16 protein-coding genes are annotated in these 20,822 nt (G+C 69.5%); 1 reads left to right on the top strand and 15 read right to left on the bottom strand.

Translation table 11 applies throughout. From position 1 onward, the window contains the following. Nucleotide 1 precedes the first annotated feature (1 nt). The 12 genes from O3I_RS14995 to O3I_RS14940 form a co-directional block, all read right to left on the bottom strand. On the bottom strand, nucleotides 2-1,660 hold the full coding sequence (locus tag O3I_RS14995; RefSeq protein WP_014983775.1) for a glycosyltransferase family 39 protein: 1,659 nt from the start codon (nucleotides 1,658-1,660) through the stop codon (nucleotides 2-4). Next, nucleotides 1,657-3,126 carry a glycosyltransferase gene (locus O3I_RS14990; protein WP_014983774.1) on the bottom strand — a complete coding sequence of 490 codons (1,470 nt, stop codon included), beginning with the start codon at nucleotides 3,124-3,126 and terminating at the stop codon, nucleotides 1,657-1,659. Before O3I_RS14990 ends, O3I_RS14995 begins: the two co-directional genes overlap by 4 nt. Next, a complete protein-coding gene (locus O3I_RS14985; RefSeq protein ID WP_014983773.1) occupies nucleotides 3,123-4,619 on the bottom strand; it encodes an exosortase/archaeosortase family protein in 1,497 nt (498 codons plus the stop codon). The genes O3I_RS14990 and O3I_RS14985 overlap by 4 nt, the downstream gene beginning before the upstream one ends. Nucleotide 4,620: 1 nt before the next feature. Then, nucleotides 4,621-6,558, bottom strand: a complete 1,938-nt coding sequence (locus O3I_RS14980; RefSeq protein ID WP_014983772.1) for a hypothetical protein — start codon at nucleotides 6,556-6,558, stop codon at nucleotides 4,621-4,623. Nucleotides 6,559-6,787: 229 nt separating this feature from the next. Then, nucleotides 6,788-7,933: a galactonate dehydratase gene (gene dgoD / locus O3I_RS14975; RefSeq protein WP_014983771.1), complete on the bottom strand. Its 1,146-nt coding sequence runs from the start codon at nucleotides 7,931-7,933 to the stop codon at nucleotides 6,788-6,790. Beyond that, nucleotides 7,930-8,685 (bottom strand): SDR family NAD(P)-dependent oxidoreductase, encoded by a 756-nt coding sequence (locus O3I_RS14970; protein ID WP_014983770.1) that lies wholly within the window; start codon nucleotides 8,683-8,685, stop codon nucleotides 7,930-7,932. The genes dgoD and O3I_RS14970 overlap by 4 nt, the downstream gene beginning before the upstream one ends. Nucleotides 8,686-8,696: 11 nt before the next feature. Then, nucleotides 8,697-9,641 carry a sugar kinase gene (locus O3I_RS14965; RefSeq protein WP_041562622.1) on the bottom strand — a complete coding sequence of 315 codons (945 nt, stop codon included), beginning with the start codon at nucleotides 9,639-9,641 and terminating at the stop codon, nucleotides 8,697-8,699. 29 nt (nucleotides 9,642-9,670) lie between these two features. Then, nucleotides 9,671-10,282, bottom strand: coding sequence for a bifunctional 4-hydroxy-2-oxoglutarate aldolase/2-dehydro-3-deoxy-phosphogluconate aldolase (locus tag O3I_RS14960; RefSeq protein ID WP_014983768.1), 612 nt, complete (start codon nucleotides 10,280-10,282; stop codon nucleotides 9,671-9,673). Further along, entirely contained in the window at nucleotides 10,275-11,174 is a 900-nt protein-coding gene (locus tag O3I_RS14955; RefSeq protein WP_014983767.1) for an SMP-30/gluconolactonase/LRE family protein, read from the bottom strand. The genes O3I_RS14960 and O3I_RS14955 overlap by 8 nt, the downstream gene beginning before the upstream one ends. Nucleotides 11,175-11,209: 35 nt before the next feature. Beyond that, on the bottom strand, nucleotides 11,210-12,268 hold the full coding sequence (locus O3I_RS14950) for an ABC transporter permease (RefSeq protein WP_014983766.1): 1,059 nt from the start codon (nucleotides 12,266-12,268) through the stop codon (nucleotides 11,210-11,212). Continuing rightward, the gene (locus O3I_RS14945; RefSeq protein ID WP_014983765.1) at nucleotides 12,265-13,779 is read right to left on the bottom strand and encodes a sugar ABC transporter ATP-binding protein; all 1,515 of its coding nucleotides are present in this window, start codon (nucleotides 13,777-13,779) and stop codon (nucleotides 12,265-12,267) included. Before O3I_RS14945 ends, O3I_RS14950 begins: the two co-directional genes overlap by 4 nt. Next, nucleotides 13,770-14,819, bottom strand: a complete 1,050-nt coding sequence (locus O3I_RS14940; protein WP_014983764.1) for a substrate-binding domain-containing protein — start codon at nucleotides 14,817-14,819, stop codon at nucleotides 13,770-13,772. Before O3I_RS14940 ends, O3I_RS14945 begins: the two co-directional genes overlap by 10 nt. Nucleotides 14,820-14,958: 139 nt before the next feature. On the opposite strand from O3I_RS14940, the gene O3I_RS14935 reads away from it, so the two are divergent. Then, the gene (locus tag O3I_RS14935) at nucleotides 14,959-16,191 is read left to right on the top strand and encodes an ROK family transcriptional regulator (protein ID WP_014983763.1); all 1,233 of its coding nucleotides are present in this window, start codon (nucleotides 14,959-14,961) and stop codon (nucleotides 16,189-16,191) included. A 39-nt stretch (nucleotides 16,192-16,230) separates the two neighbouring features. On the opposite strand, the gene O3I_RS14930 is transcribed toward O3I_RS14935, so the two are convergent. From O3I_RS14930 to O3I_RS46790, 3 genes are all read right to left on the bottom strand, one after another. After that, nucleotides 16,231-17,778: a sulfatase-like hydrolase/transferase gene (locus tag O3I_RS14930; RefSeq protein WP_141692314.1), complete on the bottom strand. Its 1,548-nt coding sequence runs from the start codon at nucleotides 17,776-17,778 to the stop codon at nucleotides 16,231-16,233. A gap of 78 nt (nucleotides 17,779-17,856) precedes the next feature. Continuing rightward, on the bottom strand, nucleotides 17,857-20,454 hold the full coding sequence (gene lanL / locus O3I_RS14925; RefSeq protein ID WP_014983761.1) for a class IV lanthionine synthetase LanL: 2,598 nt from the start codon (nucleotides 20,452-20,454) through the stop codon (nucleotides 17,857-17,859). Between the two features lie 94 nt (nucleotides 20,455-20,548). Beyond that, entirely contained in the window at nucleotides 20,549-20,680 is a 132-nt protein-coding gene (locus O3I_RS46790) for a hypothetical protein (RefSeq protein ID WP_272944297.1), read from the bottom strand. Between the last annotated feature and the right edge of the window lie 142 nt (nucleotides 20,681-20,822).

Raw genomic sequence — 20,822 nt, 5'->3', positions numbered from 1 at the left:
CTCAGGAGGTGCCGAGTACCCGGTACAACCGCCAATCGGGCTCGCCCGCACCATCGTTGGGCACCTCCAGGGTCAACGTGGCGATCTCCGCGCCGTTCTCGTACAGCGTCGGATAGCGCCGGTTGACCGCGTCCGACACGCCGCGCCCGGTGGCGGGCACCGCGAGGATGTACCGCACACCGCGCTCGGCGGGCCGGTTGAGCACCCGCACGAAATCCCGGTCCGAAGGCACCACGAACTGGTCGGGGCGCGTCGAGGCGATCACCACCGAGAAACCGTAGACGGTGTCCATCAGCACCGACCCACGCGGCAGGTGCAGCGCATCGAGGTAGTCGGCGACCTTGCGCCCGGTGCCGAAGGTCGCGGCGATCCGGCGTTTGTCCGCGTAGCGCGCAGATGCGTTGTCCCGCTGGGGAAACACGGCGGCCCCGAGCGCGTACTCCTGCACCGCCAGATCATGGTTGTTCATCCCCGCCACGGTGACCGGCAGTCCCGCCGCCAGCAGCACCACGGTCGCGACCAACGCCGCCACCGGCGCGTTGGGCCGCGGTGGCGGGGCGAGGGCGTGCGGGCCCGGACGATGGCTCGGCGGCCGATCCCGGGCCGGAGCGATGCACAGGGCGAGCACCGCCGCCAACGGGATGGCGGCCACGTAGAAGCGCAGGAACGCGAACGTCGACCCGGACAGGTAGCTCATCGTCTGGAAGGCGAGCACCGCGCCGCACAACAGGATCGGGACGGCCACGGCCAGGTCGCGTCTGCGCGCCGCGAGCGCGCAGGCGAGCGGCAGCAGCAATGGCAGCGCGGGGCCGAGGACCAGCATCGAGGCGATCGAATAGTACAGCGCGGCGGTCTTTTCCGCGGCGGACGTGGCACCGGACTGGGCGAGGATGGCGGTGTTGCCGTATTGCGAGGTGAACTGCTGGAACGCCTGGCCGGTGATCAACCAGCTCGTTCCCGCCCACACCACGAACGCCAGCGTGATCGGCGCGAGCAGCACCACCAGATCCATTGCGACACCGGACCATCGGTATTCGGTGCCGCGCCTGCGCCGGCCACTCAGCACACCGACGAGCAGCGCGGCGGCCGCCGCGGGCGCGACCGCGTCGTAGCGGGTCAAATAGGCGAGCCCGAGCGCGATACCGCAGGCGGTCAGATCGTGTGCGCCGTCGGTGTGCACCCAGCGCATCAGCCTGCGCACCGCCCAGCACAGGCAGAACAGGAACGGGGCCTCGCTCATGCCGTTGCCGCCGTAGAAGACGACCATCGGGTTCACTGTGAAAAGCACTGTGACGCAGAGGGTCAGCCACGGCGGCGCGGCGCGATCGGCGCCGATGCCGTGGATCATGGTGGCCGCACCACCCATGAACAGTGCCGACATCAGCACGCCGGACAGTCCCCAGGTGGTGATCGCCGGTACCAGCGGCTCGAACGCGACCATCGGCAGCTGGGCCAGCGACGTCAGCGGTGTGAAGACGAAGCCGATGGCGGACAGGTGCGGATCCCGGCTGAACAGCGCCGCCTGGGTCGCCGAAACCCGGCTCAGCGCATCGCCCATCAGAAAGCCGCGGCCTGCGGTCAACCAGGTGCCGGTCACCAGGTACAACACCGTGGCCACGCCGAAGATCACGACCGGACGGCGCACCCGTCCGGCGGTCATTTCGCCGCCTCCGACGACGTGCCGAGACCGTGAAAAGTCTTCTCCCAGTAGGATGGATTGCGCAGCAGCTGCCAGCAGCCCTTGGTCGCGGCGATGCTCATCAGCAGCCAGTACAGCGGCGAGGTGAGGCAGGCCACCAGCAGGTCGGGGCGGTTGTTCTCCCGGCAGGCCAGCAGATTCATGTAGATCGTCGCGGCGTTCCCGATGACCAGCGCGATCAAGGCGGGGAAATAGACGACCGCGGGGAACAGGCGGCCGATCACGCTGGGCTGACCGAGGATCCAAGCGATGCTGATGAACCAGAACACCAGATTCAGGCAGGCGATGATCGGCGTGCCCGCGAGAATCAGGGTGAACCGGACGAAGCTGACCGTACCGATGCTGCGCCACAACCGAATCGGCCGCCGGGTGTGCACCAGCCAGCTCTGCAGGTAACCCTTGTACCAGCGCGACCGCTGCCGGACCCAGTTGATCGGATCGGGATTGGCCTCCTCCAGCGTGACCGAATCGATGACCGCGGTCGAGTATCCCGAGGCGGCGATGCGTACCCCCAGGTCGGCGTCCTCGGTGACGTTGTACGGATCCCAGGCGCCGATCGCGATCACCACCTCGCGATTGAAGTGATTCGAGGTGCCGCCCAGCGGAATCGGCGCGCGGCTGCGCATCAACCCGGGCAGCAGGAACCCGAACCACAGCCCGTAGTCCATGGTGAACCAGGCGGTCAGCAGATTCTGCTTCGCGTTGTGGAACGCGAGCTTGGCCTGGATGCAGACCACCGATGGCGGCAGTTCGGCGAAAGCCGCGACCACCCTGCGCAATTGGAGCGGATCGGGGATGTCCTCGGCGTCGTAGATCGTGACGATATCGCCGGTGGCCCGGTGCAGCCCGTAGTTGCACGCCTTGGGTTTGGTGCGCGGATCGGCCGCCGGGACCAGCACCACGGTGATGTGTTCGTTTCCGCCCGTGCCTATTCCGGCCGCGCGCGCCGCGTCGATGGTCGGTGCGTCGTCCTCCTCCAGCAGCAACAGCACCTGGAGGCGGTCGCGCGGATAGTCGATGGCGTTCAGCGCGCCGATGAGGTCGCCCACCACCTCGGGCTCACCGTAGGCCGGAACCAGGATGGTGTAGGGCGGCAATTCCGCGTCGGCGAGCGCGCGGGCCCGGTCGTCGGCCACGGTCATGATGGCGTCGCGGTCCATGCCGCGAGCGAAGATCAGGATGCGATCGCCCAGCACCGCCAGATAGCCGAGCGTGCACACCGCGACGAGCACGGTGAGCGTCTCCAGCGGAAACAACCCCGCGCAAATGAGGACCACCAGCAGCGCGAACAGCAACGTATTGCGCTGCCACGGCAGGAACGCGACCGACGCCGAGGCCAGTGGATCGGACTCGCGCAACCCGTGCACCGCCGAATGCAGCGCGCGGGCCTTGAACGACTCGGATTCGGGATCGAGGGCGGCTGTCACGACTGCTCGGTCCTGGCGCGCACGATGTGCTGGGCGAGTGTCGTCAGCATCTCCCGGTCCTTGTGCTCGGAATCGGCTTCCACCGAACTGGATTGCGAGTCCAGGACGATGGCGTTGCCGCGCAGGAACTGGTTCATCAAGTTGTCGAAGTTCGCCGTGATCGAGCGCTGCGGCATCGGAAACTCCGCTTCCGGCAGGTGATTGTCGGCCGCGATCAGGCTGATCCGTTCCGCGCCGCCCTCGCCACTCCAGTTCCAGCTCAACCAGGTCCAGCTCAGCAGCCTGCGGTCGTCCAGCACGGTGTTGAGGCGTGCGGTGATGCCGTGCCCGAGGTCGACCAGCGCCGGCGGGCTGATCCGCGGTTGCACGAGCCGATAGAGCACGAACTCCGGGTAGCGGTCGATCGCGTCACCGTCGCTGGAACGCACCGTGTCGATCGCCACCCGGCGGCGCCGGGATTCCTTGTCCCAGTCCGGATTACCGCGCTCGGCCCGGATCATCCGGCGGGTGAACACCGCGTCCTGTCCGAGATACCTTCGCGCCCAGGGATATTCCTGCTCTCTCAGCAGTTGCCAACCGGGCGGGGCGGCGTCCGGGCGGGCGATCACCAGACCCGGCACCCGCGGAAAGCTCCGGTCGTAGTCGGCGGGCAGTGGAATGATCGCGAGCAGCACGGCGACGATCACGACGGTCAGTGCCGCACTGCGCGACTGGGCCGCGGTGAGCGGTTCCAGCTGCCGATCCAGCGGTTTCATCGACCGGCCGCGCCGCACGTCGACATACATCACGAGGCAGACCGTGAAAACCGCCACCACCGAGGGAACCGCCTGATACGCCAGGATCGGCGCCGCCGGGAACCACACCCGCAGCACCGCGAGGAGCACCCCGCCGAGCACGAGCACACCCGCCGCGGCGACCGCGGCGCGGGTGCGGGTGCGCGCCGACCCGATGCCCGCCGCGAAAGCCGCGAGCAGCACGGTGCCGACGCCGGCGGCGACCCGGTCGCCGCCCAGGGCGACCATGAGCATCGCGTACGGCGGTGGAAAGGCCGCGAGCAACAGCAGCCAGGCGGGCCAGAACCGGAAAACCGGTCGCAGCCCGAACAGCAGCACGCACGCGGAGATCAGGAACAGCCACGCGGCCAGCACATCCAGATGCAGCAGTTCGTACTGATAGCGGTAGCGGGGCACCAGCAGGCCGAGGACCGCGGCGCTCATGCCGAGCCCGATCAGTCCGACGATGATGTCGGTCTGCCGATCGTGGATCGGCAGTTCCGCGCCGCGGCGCAGCGCGATGCCGACGGCGGCGAAACCCGCGAGCACCGGCAGGACATAGATGTAGCCGAGATAGGAACCTTCCCGAATGTCCTGCACCAATTCGGCCCAGGTGAACCAGAAGGCGGCGGCGGTGGCCACACCGATCAGCAACGCCCACCGCACGACGACGCCAGCGACCGTCGCGCGCGCGTGCCGGGGCCCCGCCGAGCGCGCCATCTCAGCGCCTGCGGCGACGCAGCATCAGCAGCACCACCGCCGCGACGAGTACGCCGACGGCCAGCAGCACGCCCGCGGCGATCGCCAGCATCCGGGCGACGGAATCACTCGAGATCGCGGCGGTGGACGCGGCCGGCGCTACCGCCGACGGGTCGAAGAACTCCGGCTCCCGATCGCCCGTCTGGAACAGCACCGAACCCGAAAGCCGGTACCAGCGGCGCGAATCCGCGTTGAGCCAATCCAGTGCCCGGTCGAGGTGCTCCGGCGCCTGGGTCGAGGTGGCGACCAGCACCGTGCGCCCGCCGGACCAGGTCGTCTGCAGCGACCCGAACGGAACCGTCGGATCGATCCGCACGGCGGCCCGGGTGCTGTCGTCGGTCACGGTCAGCGTGTCGTCGTCTTGGCTGAGTGGCAGCCGGATCGACTCGGGCAGATCGCCGGTGGCCGTGATCAGGACGGCGGGCCGCTTGCCGCGGGCGGCGGCGTCGAAGCCGACCAGCTCCGGCCGCAGCGGCACCGCGGTCAGCCGCTGCAGCCCGGTGAGGATCTTGACCGCGCGCAGCGTGTCGGTGAATCCCGGTGCGCGCAAACCGACTTGGAATCCGGGCAGCAGCGCCTGCGGCAGCGCGCCGAAGCCCCCGGGTACCGGCGGCGCGGCCGATGCGCTGGTGACCTCGCTGTCGGGATCGATCGTCAGGGTGACCGGTTGCTCCAGGCCGCAGCCGTGCGTGAGCCCCGTCTGATGGAAGGTGACGGTCAGCGTCGTATAGCGGCCGAGCACCTCGTCGGGGAGATCGATCCAGCGTTCGATGCGCCCGCTCGCGTCCACCGGCCAGCTGTCGATGTACCTGCTGCCCGCCGTCACGGTGATATTGCCGCTGAGGGTACTGGGCAGCGGAGTGTAGTTGCCCAGCAGGCGAATTCGAACGTCACGCGACGCGCGGCCGAGACGCGTCTGGTCGATGCCGATATCCACGCTCACCGAACCGATCGCGGTCGCACTGAGCTGGGTCTCGCCGAGCGCGAGCAGCGTCGTCGAGTCCGGTGCGAGCTGCGGCGCCTGCGGCAGGGCGATGGCGGTCGCGCCCGAGGTGATCGCGATCTTCGTCAAAGCACTGGTGAGCAAACGGATCTGGTCGTCGAGGGCGGACCCGTTCCCGGTGATCCGCAGAACCGGCTGTGCGCCCGCGGTCACCCGCAGCCCCGCCTCGGGCGACTCCGCGATCTCGATCTGACGCTCCAGCAATCCCGGTGCGTGATCGGGGACCGCCGCGCCGGCCTGCACCGGTCGCACGTCCACCGTCAGCGGTTGACCGTGGTAGCGCGCGATCAGCGCGGTCGTCAGCGTGAGCACCGCGGCGCTTTCCGTCTCCGACGGCGTGGCCGGGACGTACACCGTCAACTGCCGCAGGATCGGCGGCAGGAATTCGGCGACGGTCGTCGGTTGTGCCTCCGCGCCGAAGTAGCCGACCGCCGCGTCCGAGAGCGTCATCGGACGTCCGAGCCAATCCGTCACGCAGGTGCCCGGTTCCGACACCAGTGACGAGGTGAGCGTCACCGAGATCGCGTTGTTCTCCTGCTCGGCCCCGGCCAGCGACAGCCGGACCGGGGCCCGCGGGTCCTGCGGCACCTCCACCCGGTCGAGCAGGCGCGTACCGGAGTGCACCTCGAGCGTGCCACGCGCCACGTGCGGCGGTAGCTGAATCGTGCCTGTCAATGCGGTGGGTGCCATACCGGGCAGCAACGGCAGCGCGATGCTGCGTTCGAACTGTTGCCCGGGGAAGGTCAGGTCGGTGCCCATGCCGAGTTCGGACAGCGGGAAGCTCATATCCCCGGCCGGGGGCGCGGGCGGAGCCTCGGCCGGGCCAGGCGGCGAAGGTGCTGGTTGACCCACCGCGACCGGCGGCGCGACGGCGACCACGGCCAGTGCCACGCCCATCCCGAGCAGACACGTCCTGCGTGCGCGGCGCCCAAGCTGTAAGCATGCCCCGAAAGTCACGCGCGGCCTCCTGCGAGTCGGTCCCGGTCGGCAGTCCGTTGCTGGCAGATTGCGCGGACATGCCGCACCACCCGAGCGGAGCCTATAACCGAGCGCCGGCAATATCGCCTCGACATGCCCGAGCCGCGGGCCACGGACCGCCGGGGCCGCGGCTAGCCGGGCACCGACCTCACCATTCGGCGAACGACCCGTCCTTGCGGTGCCAGATCGGATTGCGCCAGCGATGACCCAGTTCCGCGGCGCGGGCCACCGCGGTCTCGTCGACCTGGATGCCGAGGCCAGGAGCCCGCAAAAGGTCGACGTACCCGTCGCGGTAGGCGAACACGGCGGGATCGACGAGGTAGTCGAGCAGATCCGAACCCTCGTTGTAGTGGATGCCGAGGCTCTGCTCCTGGATGAGCAGATTGGGCGTGGCGAAGCCGACCTGCAGGCTGGCGGCCAGGGCGATCGGGCCGAGCGGGCAATGCGGGGCCAGTGCCACGTCGCGGCTCTCGGCGAGCGCGGCGATGCGGCGGACCTCGGAGATGCCGCCCGCGTGCGAGAGATCGGGTTGCACCACGGCGACGCCCTGGTCGAGCACGGCCCGGAAATCCCAGCGGGAGAACAACCTTTCGCCGGTGGCGATGGGAATGCTCGTCGCGGCGGTGATCTCGCCGATCCGCTCGCTCACCTCCGGCACCAGCGGCTCTTCCACGAAGAACGGGAGATACGGCTCCAGCAGCGGCAGCACCCGCCGCGCCATCGCGACCGACAATCGGCCGTGGAAGTCCACCGCGATATCGAACTCGTCGCCGGTGGCGGCGCGCACGGCGGCCACCCGATCGACGATGGCGGTGGTGGCGCGCGGGGTGTCGATCGCGTCCAGTTCGGCCGAGCCGTTCATCTTGATCGCGGTGAAGCCCTGCTCTTTTCGTTCGACCGCGGCCGCCGCGACGTCGTCGGGCCGGTCGCCGCCGATCCAGCTGTACACCCGGATCCGATCCCGCACCGCCCCGCCGAGCAGCTGCCACACCGGCACGCCGAGCGCCTTGCCCGTGATGTCCCACAGGGCCTGATCGATGCCGGCGACCGCACTCGACAGGATCGGACCGCCTCGATAGAAGCCGCCCTTGGTGAGCACCTGCCAGTGCGCCTCGATCGCCATCGGATCCTTGCCGACGAGATAGTCGGCGAGTTCACCGACCGCGGCGGCGACGGTGTGCGCCCGCCCCTCGATCACCGGCTCACCCCACCCGGTGATGCCTTCGTCGGTGTCGATGCGCAGAAAACACCAGCGCGGTGCGACCAGATAGGTGGTCAATGCGGTGATCTTCACCGGGATTCCTTTCGTACGCTCCAGCCGCCGTCGACGACCAGGTTCGCGCCGGTGATGAAGGAGGCGTCGTCGGAGGCGAGGAAGGCCACCGCGGCGGCGACCTCTTCGGGCGCACCGAGCCGGTCCAGGACGGTGGCGCGGGCGGACAGCCTGCGGCCTTCCTCGTCGACGTCGTCCCACACCGGGGTGAGGACCGGCCCGGGCAGGATCGCGTTGAATCGCACTCGGGCACCGCCGTATTCGACGGCGAGCTGCCGGACCAACGCGGTCAGGCCGCCTTTCGCCGCGGCATAGACCGGATACCCGGGCAACCCGAATTGCGCGTGCACACTGGAGATCGCGACCACGTTCCCGGCCTGCGAACGCAGATCGTCGATGAAGGTGTGTACGCCGAGGAACAGCGGCGTCAGATTGATCGCGAGCCCGTCGTCCCACTGCCGCCGGGACAATTCGTCGGCGGGGATGGGGGCCTGCCGGGATGCGTTGCTGCACAGTACATCCAGTGGCCCGAACACCTCGTTCACCCGGTTATGCAACCACACCCACGATTGCTCCTGCGACACGTCGCACCAGACGAATTCGGCGCGCTGACCCGCGGCGCGGATCTTCGCCGCCACCTCCTCGCCCGCCGGTTCGGCGATGTCCGCGATCACCACGGCGGCGCCCTCGGCGGCCAACCGCGACGCGGTGGCGGCGCCGATCCCCGAAGCGCCCCCGGTGACCACCGCGACGCGTTCTGCCAGACGACTCACAGGCCTTCCTTTCATCGTTGAATGTCGGTGCCGTTCAGCAAGTCCAGCTCCCGGCGTGACGGCAATCCCGCCCAGTCGCCGGGTACGGAGACCGCGAACGCGCCGCAGGTGGCGGCCAGTCGCAGGTTGTGCCGCACCGACGTGCCGTCCAGCACGCCCGCGAGGTAGCCGGCCACGAACGCGTCACCCGCACCCACCGGATCGACCATGGTCACCGGGATCGCCTGCTGCCGGATCACCCGCCCGCGGTGCAGCGCCAGCGCGCCGTCGCCGCCGAGCTTGAGTACGACCTGCGACGGACCCAGTGCCGCAAGAGATTCCGCCATCGCGGACGCGCTCGCGCTGGGCACCAGCAACGCTGCCTCATCGAGCCCGGCGAAGACGATGTCGCAGTGCGACACCAGTTTCGCGAGTTCTGCGGCGGCATCCGCCCTGGACCACAGCGCACTGCGATAGTTGATGTCGAGCGAAACCGGCACGCCCGCTTCGACGGCCGCGTCCAGCGCGGCATGCACCGCGTCGCGCGCGCACGCGCTCAACGCCGGGGTTATCCCGGTCAGATGCAGCACGCCCGCGGCCGCGATCTGTTCGGTGTCGACCTGCGCGACCGACAGTCTCGACCCGGCCAGTCCACGCCGGTAGTAGGTGGCCCGGATGTGGTCGGCGGTGCGCCGTTCCCGCACCATCAGACCGCTCGGCAGCTCCGGGTCGATCCGGCACCCGGAGACGTCGACGCGTTCGGCCCGCAATCGGTCCAGCACCATGGTGCCCACGGCATCGTCACCGACGCTGCCCACCCAAACACTGTGGTGCCCAAGCCTGCTCACGCCGATCGCCACGGTCGCCTCCGCGCCCGCGAAGTCCATCCGCAGCGCCGCGCCGGGTGCGAGCGGCCCCGGCTCGACCGCGGCCACCACCCCTACCGCCTCGCCGAGAGTTACCAGAGTGCCCCGCATGACATTCCGCTCCCGAACTGCCGCGCACATCACGACAACCCCGCGCGCAGCACGGACACGCGTTCCCGTAGGGCGTCCAGATCGCCACCGGCGCAAGCGTCGCCGATCAGCGGTGAGCCGATGCCCAGCGCCGTGGCCCCGGCATCCAGATACGCCTGTGCCTCGCCGAGTCCCACACCACCGGTGGGCACCAGTGGAATCTCCGGCAGCGGCGCCCGGACGGCCCGGAGATAGCCGGGTCCGCCCGACGCGGCCGGAAAGAGCTTGACCATGGTGCTGCCCGCGGTCCATGCGCGATGGATCTCGGTGGGGGTGAACGCACCCGAGATCACCGGGACACCCAGGTCGAGTCCCGCCGCGATCACCTCCTCGCTCACGATCGGGGTGATCAGGTACGCGGCGCCGGCGTCGACCGCCCGTGCCGCGTCCGCGGCGGTGCGTACCGTCCCCGCGCCGATGCGATACGCGAAGCCCGCACACGCGCGTATCGCGTCCAACGCCCCGGCACTGGTGAGCGTGAATTCCACCGCGGTGATACCTGATTCGTGCAGCACGGCGGTGACCTCGGCGAACCGCTGCGCCGTCGGTGCGCGCAGGATCGCGATGACCGGCGTCGCCAACTCCAGGGGATCCTCAGCCATGGTTACGCACCAGCGTGGTGTCGGCGTACGGTACGCCGGGCAGGCCGACCGCGCCCGGCACGCAGGTGAACAGACGTCCGGAGTCGGGCTCGAGCACCGCGGGCCCCTCCGCGGCGGTGGTGATCACCAGCACGTCCAGCTCGGGACCGGCGAAAACACAGCTGGAGACCTGCGAGGGGCCGACGTCGACGACCGCGCGCGGCTCGCCGTCCGGGTCGAAGGCACGGACCTGTCCCGCGCCCCAGACCGCCACCCAGACCCAGCCCGCGGCATCGACGGTCAGCCCGTCCGGATCACCGTCCTCGAATCTAGCGAAGGTCCTTCTGCCGGTGAAGGTTCCGGTATCCAGGTCGTAGTCGAAGGCGTCCACCCGCTGGGTAGGGCTGTCGGCGTAGTAGAAGGTCGCCCCGTCGGGACTCCAGCCGAGGCCGTTGGAGATCGTGACGCCCTCGCGCAGGATGCTCATCGCGCCGTCGGGATCGAGCCGGTACAGCGCGGCGCTGCGTGCGACACCGTCCTCCGACATCGTGCCCGCGAGCAGCCGCCCGCGCGGATCGACCTTGGCGTCGTTGAACCGCCGCCGGTTTCCGTCGTCCGGCAACGGAATTCCCGCGACCCGGGTGACCTCGCCGTGGTCGATCCGATAGATGGTGTCCTTCGCGGTCGCGAGCAGTCCACCGGACAGGCACGGCACCACCGCGCTCACCGGCGGCGCCAAACTCACGGTCGACCGGTGCGTGAGATCGAGCGTCGCCCGGTCGAGGGTCGCGCGATGGATGTGCCCGCCTCGGATGTCCACCCACAGCAGTTCCTGAGTCCGGCTGTCCCACACCGGACTTTCGCACAGGTGTCCGGGCGCCGGGGTGCACGGCTGCGCGCGCAAACTGATCATGATCCACTCCTGGGAGGTTGATTCGGCGACGGGCGCTAGGTCGGCAATCCGACGGCGCGCTCACCGCTGCGCCGCTGCTGGATCACCACGGCGGCGACGAGCAGGGAGCCCTGCGCGACGTTCTGCCAGAAGGTGTTGACGCCCACCACGTTCAGGCCGTTGTCCAGCGCGCCGAGCAGGACCACGGCGAGCAGCGTGCCGCCGACCGTGCCCTTTCCACCCTTGAGCGCGCAGCCGCCCAGCGCCGCCGCGGTGATCGCCTTGAGTTCGAGCCCTTCGCTGCCCGACACCGGCTGTCCCGATCCGGTGCGCGCGGTCAGGATGATGCCCGCGATCGCGGCCACCACCCCGGCGAGCACGAACACCGCGATCAGGTACTTGTTGATATTGATGCCGGAAAGCCTTGCGGCGGTGTCGTTGCCGCCGATCGCGTAGATGTTGCGGCCGATATCGGTGTACTTCAGCAGCACGTGCACCGCCACCGCGACGATCGCGAGGATGATCACCGGCACCGGCAACCCGATGATCTTGCCGCGGGCCAGGAAGATGAAGACGTCGTTGTCGAGCACGAAACCCTGCGCCTTGCCGCCCGAGATCAATTGGGCCAGACCCTTGTACGCGGCCAAGGTGGCCAGGGTCGCGATCACGGGATTCACCCGGCCGTACACGATGATCAGGCCGTTCACCAGCCCGAGCACCAGTCCGATGCCGATCGCGGCCAGGATGCCGAGGAAGGCGTTGCCCGAGGTCGCGGTGAACGCCATCGCGCTGAGTACCGAGGCGACCCCGGCCTGCGAGCCCACCGAGATGTCCAGGGCGCCGCAGATGATCACCACCGTCTGCACCACCGCGAGCAGGCCGAAAACCGTTACCGCGTCACCGATTCCGGCGAGATTCGCGGGGTCGAGATAGCCGTCGTTGAGGGAGCCGAAGATCGCGACGATGACCGCGAGCGCGCCGATCAGGCTGAGGTTTCCCGGACCGATCGCGTGCAGTATGCGCCGCGGCGTGAACGCGGCGGCATAGCGATTGCGCTCGGGCGCTTGGGGGTTGGCCGGTGCCACCGGCACCGCTGTGAGTTGTTGCTCCGTCATTGGTTTCCTAGAGATGTCAGGTCCGCGGCCATGGCCAGCGCCAGCACCGCCTCTTCACTGGCCGCGCCGCGGTCCAGTTCGCCGGTGACGCGCCCCTGCTGCATGACGACGATCCGGTCGGCGAGGCCGAGCACTTCGGGTAGTTCCGAGGAGATCACCAGCACGGCGACGCCCGCCTCCGCCAATTCCTCGATGATGCGGTAGATCTCGGCCTTGGCGCCGACATCGACGCCGCGGGTCGGCTCGTCCAGGATCAGCACCTTGGGTTTACGCGCGAGCCACCGGGCCAGCACCACCTTCTGCTGGTTGCCGCCCGAGAGTTTGCGCACCTCCTGCTCGATCGAGGGCGTGCGCACCCGCAACGACGCCACGTACTGCTGCGCGAGCCGGCGCTCGGCACCGGCCTTGACGAACCGCAGCCGGCGCAACCGATCCAGCATCGCGAGCGAAATGTTGTCGCGCACACCGCGATGCAGCAGCAGCGCCTGCGCCTTGCGCTCCTCCGGCGCGTAGCCGACCCCGGCTCGCACCGCGTCGCGCGGTTGCCGCAGCCGCACCGGCTTGCCGTCGATCCGCACCGTGCCGGAGCGGATCGGCAGGTCCCCGGCCAGCGCACCGGCCAGCTCGGAGCGGCCCGCGCCGACCAGCCCGGCCAGCGCCACCACTTCCCCGGCCCGCACCTGCAGGCTCACGTCGGACACGTCGTCGGTGGTGACCGCGTCCACGTCGAGCACGACCCGGCCCGGCGCGGCCGGACCGCGGGCGAACAGCGTGGACAGATCCCGGCCGACCATCATGCGGACGATCTCTTGATCGGTGGTCTCCGCGGTCGCGCGCACCCCGACCAGCGCACCGTCGCGCAGTACCGCGACCCGGTCGGCGAGGCGGAAGATCTCCCGCATCCGATGGGACACGTAGATCACCGCGAGCCCGCGCTCGCGCAGCCGCCCGATCAGCGCGAACAGTGATTCGGTCTCGTGATCCGACAGCGACGAGGTGGGCTCGTCGAAGGCGATCACCTTGGCGTCGGTGGTCAACGCGCGCATGATCTCGACCAATTGCCGCTGTGCCGCAGTCAGTTTCGAGCCCACCGTGCTCGGATCCAGATCCCGGTCGAAGCCCAGCCGGGCCAGATCGGTGCGCATCCGCTCGTGCAGCGCCGCCCGGTCGAGCAGCCGGCCCGCCCGGCGCGGCAGCGCGCCGAGGTAGACGTTCTCGGCGACCGACACATGCGGCACGATCTCGGGTTCCTGGCCGATCACCCGGATCCCGGCCGCCCGCGCGGCGGCCGGGGTGGCCTGATCGAGTAGCACGCCGTCGAGCTCGAGCCGACCGCTGTCCGGGCGGTGATCGCCGCCGAGAATCCGGATCAGGGTCGATTTGCCCGCACCGTTCTCCCCCATCAGCGCGGTCACCGCGCCGGCCGGGAAGTCCAGGCTCACCTCGCGCAGGGCGGGCACCCCGGCGAAGCTCTTGCTGAGGCCGGTGGCGCGCAGGCCGCTCAGCTGCATGTGACGCCCGCCTGCTGCCAGTTGCTCGCGTCGACCATGGTGGTCGGGGCGAAGGCCTCGGCCGGCATGGCCTTGCCGTTCTTCAAGTAGTCGTGCATGGTCTGCACCGCCAGCGCACCGACGTCCTTGCCGTTGATGAACAGGGCCGCCTTGAATCCGGTCGGCTTGCCGCCACGCCACTCCTTGCAGGCCAGATAGGCGCCGAGCCCGACACCGAGCACGTTGTCCGCGGCGTACCCGGCGTTCTGGATGGCGGCGACGCCGCCGCTGACGTTCTCGTCGTTGCAGCCCATGACGATCCAGTTCTTGACCGACCGGTTGCCCGCGACGGTCGCGGAGATCTTGTTCTGCGCGTCCGACGGGGTGTTGTCGGTACCGACCTCGATCACTCGGACGTCGACGCCCGCGGCCTCGCGGAACGCCTTCTTGTTCGCCTCGACACGGTCGGTGCACACCGTCACGTCCTGCTTCCAAGCCTCGACGATCGCGGTCTCTTCCGGCTTCCAGCCCGCCTTCTTGAAGTCCTGCCCGGCTCGGCGGCCAACCTCGGTCCCCATCTGCGTCCCGCTGAAGCCGACCCGGGGAACCAGTTGATCCTTGGCGCATTTCGACGGATCGGGCCCGGTGGTGCAGACCTGATCGTCGGAGGTCAGCAGCGCGACGCCGCCGGTCTTGGTCAACTGGGCGACCTGCGGGCCGACCGACGGGTCGGGGACCACCACGATCACGCCGCTCGCCTTCTGGTTGATCGCGTTGTTGACCTCGGTGACCGCCTTGTTCGCGTCGTTGCCCAGGTTGACCACCTTGAGGTCGATGCCGAGTTCCTTGGCCTTGGCCTTGGCCCCCTCGGCTTCGCCGATGAAGTACTCCTGATCGCCCTGCTTCTGGGCGTAGACCAGGCTGATCGCGCCCGTTTGCTGCTGCGGGCCCGCGGCGGGCGAGGCGCTTTCCTTGCCCGACGAACAGGCGGTAGCGGCCAGGGCGAGCGAGATTCCGCACAGCACGGCACTGGTCCAACGTCGTCGATGGGTCCAGGACATGGGCACTCCTAGTGATCTGACGCATACTCGCGTCGCATAGTGATGCGGGTTACAGTAAGACTTCCACTAACTGTTGTAAATACTGTTGGTCGAAGTCGTTCGGTATGTTGACGCCACCAGCGCAGGAGGAGATCCGACCGTGTATCAGCTGACCGCGCGCGACATCCGGCGCCGCAACAGGTTCGGCGTACTACAGGCGGTGTACGCCGCCGACGGCCATATCAGCAGGCAGGACATCGCCCGCGCGACCGGGCTCTCGTTCGCCACGGTCGGCAACATGATCGCCGAACTGCTCGACGTCGGCGTGCTCGTGGAGCTCGGTCACGACGCGCCGGGCGTCGGCAGGCCCCGGGCCCGGCTCGCGATCAACCCCGACCGCGGCCTGCTGGTCGGCGTCGACATCGCCGAAACAGCGATCCACTTCGACCTTTTCGACCTGGCCATGACGGCATTGCGCGCGGTGGAGATCCCCGTCGACCCGGCCGCCACCGAGCCGCACGATGTCGCCGCGCTCATCATTCGCGGCATCCGCGAACTCACCGCAGGCGACGCCGACAAGGTGCTCGGCGCCGGGTTGAGCGTGCCCGGCCTGGTCGAGCCCGAAGGCGGGATCTCGGTCTTCTCGCCGTACTGGCATTGGCACGATGTGCCGCTCAAGGAGCTGCTCGACGACCAGCTCCCGCATCCGCTCTATCTCGACAATCCGCTCAAAGCCAGTACCGCGGCGCATCTCTGGTTCGGCGCGGGGCGTGATGTGGACGATCTGATCGTGGTGACGCTGCGCGCGGGCGTCGGCATCGGCGTGGTCGTCGACGGGATGCTCTATCGCGGGGTCAGCAACAGCGCGGGCGAGTGGGGCCACACCAATCTCGTGCTGGACGGGCGCGAATGCCGTTGCGGGCGAACAGGTTGCGTGGAGGCGTACGTCGGCGCGCCCGGGATCGTGCGCACCCTGCGCGAACTCGACCCGGCCAGCCCGATGCTCGCGTCCGACGACGCCGCCACCATCGCGGCGATCGCCGCGGCGGCCGGGCGCGAGGACCCGGTCGCACTGGCGGTGATCGACCGGACAGGGCACTATCTCGGTGTCGCCGTGGCCAATCTGGTCAACCTGTTCAACCCGCGCACCATGGTCTTCGGCGACCTGGTCGCCGATCATCTCGGCCCGCCGCTGCTCGAGGTGACCCGGCGGGTGGCCGCCCATCATGCGATGACCGACCCCTTCGACGCGGTGACACTGCAACTCTCGGCGCTGCCGCACAATCCGGCCAGTCTCGGCGCCGCCACCTTCGCCCTCGACGGATTCCTCGCCGACCGGGAAACGTTCGGCTCCATCGCCGCCCGCCGCGCGCTGCGCACCTCGGCGACCTGACGCGGTCCGAGACCGCTGCGCCGCAGCAATAATTGCGGCTCAACGGGTTTCGGTGTCGGGCCGGCGCAGTTCCCGGGCGAGCAGCGAATCGACCAGATCGTTCAGGTCCTCGACCAGTCCGGCCGCGCCGCCGCCGTGCGCGAGATTGTGCAGCTCCAGCGGGTCGACCTGGCGATCGTAGAGTTCGTACTCGAACTCGCCGCGCGGCCCGCCGAGCTGCTCCGGAGTGGAGTATCTGCCGAAGCTGTAGCGGGCGGTGATCGCGCCGCGCAGACAGTACCGGCTGCCCGGCAGCTGTCCCCCACTGGATTTCGCGTCCGAGGTGAGCAGGATCGCGTCCCGGACCGTGCGCGCCGGATCGGCGAGCACCGGCACCAGATTCCGGCCCGGCCCCGAACCCGCTGCGGCACCGTCGATCCCGGCCAGCGCCGCCAGCGTCGGCACCAGATCGATATGGGAGGTCAACGCATTCGCGGTCCGGCCGTGCCCGGCCGGCGCACGGGGATCGGCGATGACCAGCGGTACCCGGTTGTTCTCCCGATAGATCATCGCCCCCTTCTGCCGCAGGCCGTGGGCACCACCGAGTTCGCCGTGGTCGGCGACCTGCACCACCACGGTGTTGTCCGCAGCGCCGCTGCGCTCGACGGCGGCCAGCACCTGCCCGCTCAATTCGTCTGTGCGGCGCAGCAATTCGAGATACCAGTTGCCCCAGCGCTGCCACTGCCGACGAGCATCGGGCGAATCGAGTTCGGTCGGCATTGGCCCGCCGACGATGCCGTTGATGGTGCGCCAGCGGCTCTGCACCCGCGGCTTGGTGGTCAGGTCGGATTCGAAATTCGGCGGCACGTCGGCGCCGTACTCCGGCACGTCCTCGAATCGGTAGAGGCGCGGGCAGAACATCATGTCGTGCGGATTCACCATGCTCACCACACACAACCACGGGTCGGGATCTCCGCCGTGGCGTTGCAGCCAGTCGACGGCGTGGCCGACCACGCCCGGGTCCTGCCGGGTGCCCTCGTTCGGGCCGCCCGCGGCCAGGATGTCGTGGGCCTCGTCGAACCCGTACCCCGACAACGCCGCCGGATCGGCGGCCACCTCGTCGGACAGATGCCATTTGCCGATATATGTGGTGTGGTAGCCGGCGGCCCGCAACACGGTGCCGAGTGTCGGGACCGCGGAGTCGAGGTCAGGACTCCAGGTCTGGATCGCGCCCAGCACCGTGCCCATCAGATCGTTGCCGCGCACGTTGTCGAGCATGCCGCTCACCGGGGCGTGCAGTCCGGTGAAGAGGGTGGAGCGCGCGGGCGAGCACGGTGCGGTGGGCGTGTGATGCATGGCGAAGCGCACCCCGTTCGCCGCCAGCCGGGCCCGCGTCGGCAGCTCGAATCCCGCCGGCAGCACCACATCCGCCCGCTCCTGATCGGTCATGAGCACGAGGATGTTCGGCCGCGACCGGGGCGCCGCCGTCGCCGCGGCCGCACGGAGCAACGGCACCGCAACGGGCGCGGCGGCCATCATGCCGAGGACGCGGCGCCGATCCAGGCGTCGGACGGGCGTCTCGGGTCGAGCAGAATCGGCTACGTTCATGGCGAACCCTTCGCTGTGCACAGCGATTGTTCCGCATTTCGTTTCGCCACGCGAAGTACTCGGCGATGCCCGGTGTGGTCAGCGTGGTCCGACCAGCCACGCCCTGGGATTGCCGTGCTTTAGCCGCAGCAGGAAATCGACCCAGCCTGCCACGCCGACGGCGTAGTCGGCGCCATAGCCGCTGCCCGTCTCGTCCGCGGCCAGCAGATGTCCCCGATGCCTACCGGCCCGGACCGCGAGCGCGGCGGCGATCCCCTCGGCCCGCACTCGCGCGCGCTCGTCTCCCGTCGCCGCGCACAGATCGAGCAGCAGTTCCCCGCTGCCCGCGAGGCCGTGGCACAGCGTGGCCCCGGCCCGCCAGCGGCGCGCCCCCACTGCCTCGGCGGCGCGTTCGGCCCAGGACCGCGCCTGCCGGTCGCCGCTCGCCTGCCAGTACTGCAGCAGGAACGTGCCGATGCCCGCCGAACCGCTGCACCAGTGATCGAGCAGGCGCGTCGTATCCCGGGGCCCGATCGGCCACAGCGCGCCCACATCCGTGGGCACGGCTGCGCCACACAAACTTTCGGCCGCTTCGGCGGCAAGCTCCAGCCACCGCGGCTCGTCCAGACGACTGCCCGCGGCGAGCAGGAACGCACCGATTCCAGCGGTGCCGTGCGCGAATCCGTAGTCGACGGAGCCGGCGTAGCGGGAGTCGTAGTCGTGCGGGACCGGCCAGACCAGCACACCGTCCCGGCGCTCGGCGCGCTCGGTCAGGACCGCCGCGTATTCGGCTGCGCGGTCGCGGAATTCGGTTCGGCCGGTCGCCGACCAGAGCAGCAGTGCCGCGTAGCCCGCACCGGCGAGTCCGTGGGTGACATCGTTGTTCGGCCAGTCGCGCGGAACCTCGCCGAACAGCTGCGTACCCACTCGGACCAGACGCTCCGAATCCAGGACCCGGCCTGCGGCGCACAGCGCGACAGCGGTCCCGGAGCGGCCGATATAAAGGCCGGGCACCGGGTTTCGCGCGGTCGTCCGGTCGATGATCCAGTCGGCGGCGATCGGCAACGCGGCGAGCACTCGCGCGTCCCGGCGGACCTCGGCGACGCGGGTCAAGGTGGCGAGGACGCCGGCCGCACCGTGGTAGACGTTGCACGGATCGCTGCGTTTGCCGCCGTCGCTGACCGGCCAAAGGCGCTCCCCGGCGGGCGTCATCGTGTTCAGGAGATAGCCGACGCCGTCGTCCAGCAGGCGATCGATATCGGTCGTCCGGTGCCGGGCACGCCGTCGCGGCGGGTCCTGGTGGTCGCCGGTGAGAAAGCCGTGAACGCGGTCGAGCGACCAGCGCTCAGCCGGGTCGTCCGCGAGCAAGCCGAGCAACAGCGGACGCGCCGTGGCGATCTCGCGGTCGGTCTCGGCGGCCAGCTCCAGTAGTCGCGCGATGCGTGCGGCCTTGCTCCTCGCCGGACGATCATCGGGCGCGAAGCTCGGCTTGGCGCCCAGGCACAGCAGGAACAGCAGCGCGCCCAGCGCATGACGATCCGCCGCGAAATCCGCCGCAGCACCTGAAATCTGCTCCGGCGCGGCGTAATCCGGAGTCCAGCCGGTCATCCGGATAGCGCCGGACCGGCCGGCGAACTCCAGGTCCACCAGCACCAGCGAATCGTCCGGACGCACCATCACGTTCGAGGCCGAGAAGTCCTGCAGGACCACGCCTCGGGCGTGCACCGCGGCCAGCAGCTCGGTGAGCCGCAGTGCCGTCGCGCGCCAGTCCAGTGCACCGTGCCGACGGCCGCGCCACTCGAGAAAGGTGGTGCCCGCGATCATCTCCTGAACCAGGAAGAGGTCGTGCTGCTGCTCGAACAGGGCGAGTCGGCGCGGCGCCAACGGGCTCAGCAGGTCCAGCATCTCGGCTTCGTTGCGCAGCGCGTCCTGCACATTCCAGCCGTGCGGGCCGTCGCCCACACCCGCCCGCGCCTGTTTGACCACCACCTCCGCGCCGGTGAGCCGATCGGTCGCCTCGAAGACGCCGCCCTTGTTGGCGTGCACGATCGCCCGGCGCACCTCGAACCGATTCGCCAGCAGCACACCGCTCGTCGCCTTTTCCGTCGATCGGGGCCGGCCGAAGGGATCGTCCGCCCAGACCGGCGGCGCGAACCACGCGTCGCGCCGGTCCTCGACCCGGCTGCCGTCCGGCGCGGTCAGCATCGGCAGATAGTCGCCGCTGCCACCGATGACGTCCTCGCCGAGGAACTCCCCGTAGCGGTAATGCACCAGACTGCCGGCCGCATAGGGCCGGTCGGACAGAATCGCCGGTCCGGCGAGCCCGGCGGTGGCTTCGTGCAGCAGCGCCGCCAGGACGCGTAGCTGTGCATCGTCGCGGGGATAGACGGTGATGAATTTCCCTGCGCCACCACGCGGATAGTCGGCCGAATTCAATCGGCGCACCTGCTCGAGCGAGGCGGCGAATTTACCCGAGCATTCGGTGCGCAGCACAATGTCGAGCGTGCGGTCGAGTACGGTGGCGGCCGACCCGACCGTGGCCGCGATATGCAGCTTCCACCCCTGCCGCGGCCAGCGATAATTCACCGGGCTCAGATGGCACCAGACGCCGTCGGTCCAGATTCGCCGATCGGAGCGCCCGGCGAGGTGGCGCTGCGCCAGCTCAACGAGAGTCGCCTCGGCTACCGGATTCACCATCCCGTCCCCGATTCCTGTGCGCGGTAGCATCTTTCACTGTGCGTGCGGAGGGGACAGCACTCCCCTCCGCGACGTCACACGGAAAGCCCCTGGATCACTGATCGCCGCGGCAGGCCGAGCCCCGGGTGGGGTCCGGCCAGATGACCGCGCCGGCGCCGTGATCACGTTCCGGCAGCGTCTGCAGCGCAGCCACATCCGTGCTCAGCTGCTCGATTTCTCGCTCCATCGTCGCTTCCTTTCTCGAATCGGGTCGATGCAGGCCCGACAGCAACCGGTTGAATTACCGGACGCGCCATCATTGTTCGGCGAGCGGTAGCCGAATTGCCATGCGCCGGTCCGCTCACCGAACCAGCGAGTCGCTCCTACTC

It is taken from the genome of Nocardia brasiliensis ATCC 700358, assembly GCF_000250675.2.
Lineage (GTDB): Bacteria > Actinomycetota > Actinomycetes > Mycobacteriales > Mycobacteriaceae > Nocardia > Nocardia brasiliensis_B.
This window is presented reverse-complemented; position numbering and strand designations above follow the sequence as displayed.

Coding starts and splice junctions, on each gene's coding strand:
- O3I_RS14955 (WP_014983767.1), bottom strand. CDS start 11,174: ATGATCAGTTTGCGCGCGCAGCCGTGCACCCCGGCGCCCGGACACCTG.
- O3I_RS14965 (WP_041562622.1), bottom strand. CDS start 9,641: ATGCGGGGCACTCTGGTAACTCTCGGCGAGGCGGTAGGGGTGGTGGCC.
- O3I_RS14940 (WP_014983764.1), bottom strand. CDS start 14,819: ATGTCCTGGACCCATCGACGACGTTGGACCAGTGCCGTGCTGTGCGGA.
- O3I_RS14960 (WP_014983768.1), bottom strand. CDS start 10,282: ATGGCTGAGGATCCCCTGGAGTTGGCGACGCCGGTCATCGCGATCCTG.
- O3I_RS14950 (WP_014983766.1), bottom strand. CDS start 12,268: ATGACGGAGCAACAACTCACAGCGGTGCCGGTGGCACCGGCCAACCCC.
- O3I_RS14980 (WP_014983772.1), bottom strand. CDS start 6,558: ATGGGCGTGGCACTGGCCGTGGTCGCCGTCGCGCCGCCGGTCGCGGTG.
- lanL (WP_014983761.1), bottom strand. CDS start 20,454: ATGGTGAATCCGGTAGCCGAGGCGACTCTCGTTGAGCTGGCGCAGCGC.
- O3I_RS14985 (WP_014983773.1), bottom strand. CDS start 4,619: ATGGCGCGCTCGGCGGGGCCCCGGCACGCGCGCGCGACGGTCGCTGGC.
- O3I_RS14930 (WP_141692314.1), bottom strand. CDS start 17,778: ATGAACGTAGCCGATTCTGCTCGACCCGAGACGCCCGTCCGACGCCTG.
- O3I_RS14945 (WP_014983765.1), bottom strand. CDS start 13,779: ATGCAGCTGAGCGGCCTGCGCGCCACCGGCCTCAGCAAGAGCTTCGCC.
- O3I_RS14995 (WP_014983775.1), bottom strand. CDS start 1,660: ATGACCGCCGGACGGGTGCGCCGTCCGGTCGTGATCTTCGGCGTGGCC.
- O3I_RS46790 (WP_272944297.1), bottom strand. CDS start 20,680: ATGGAGCGAGAAATCGAGCAGCTGAGCACGGATGTGGCTGCGCTGCAG.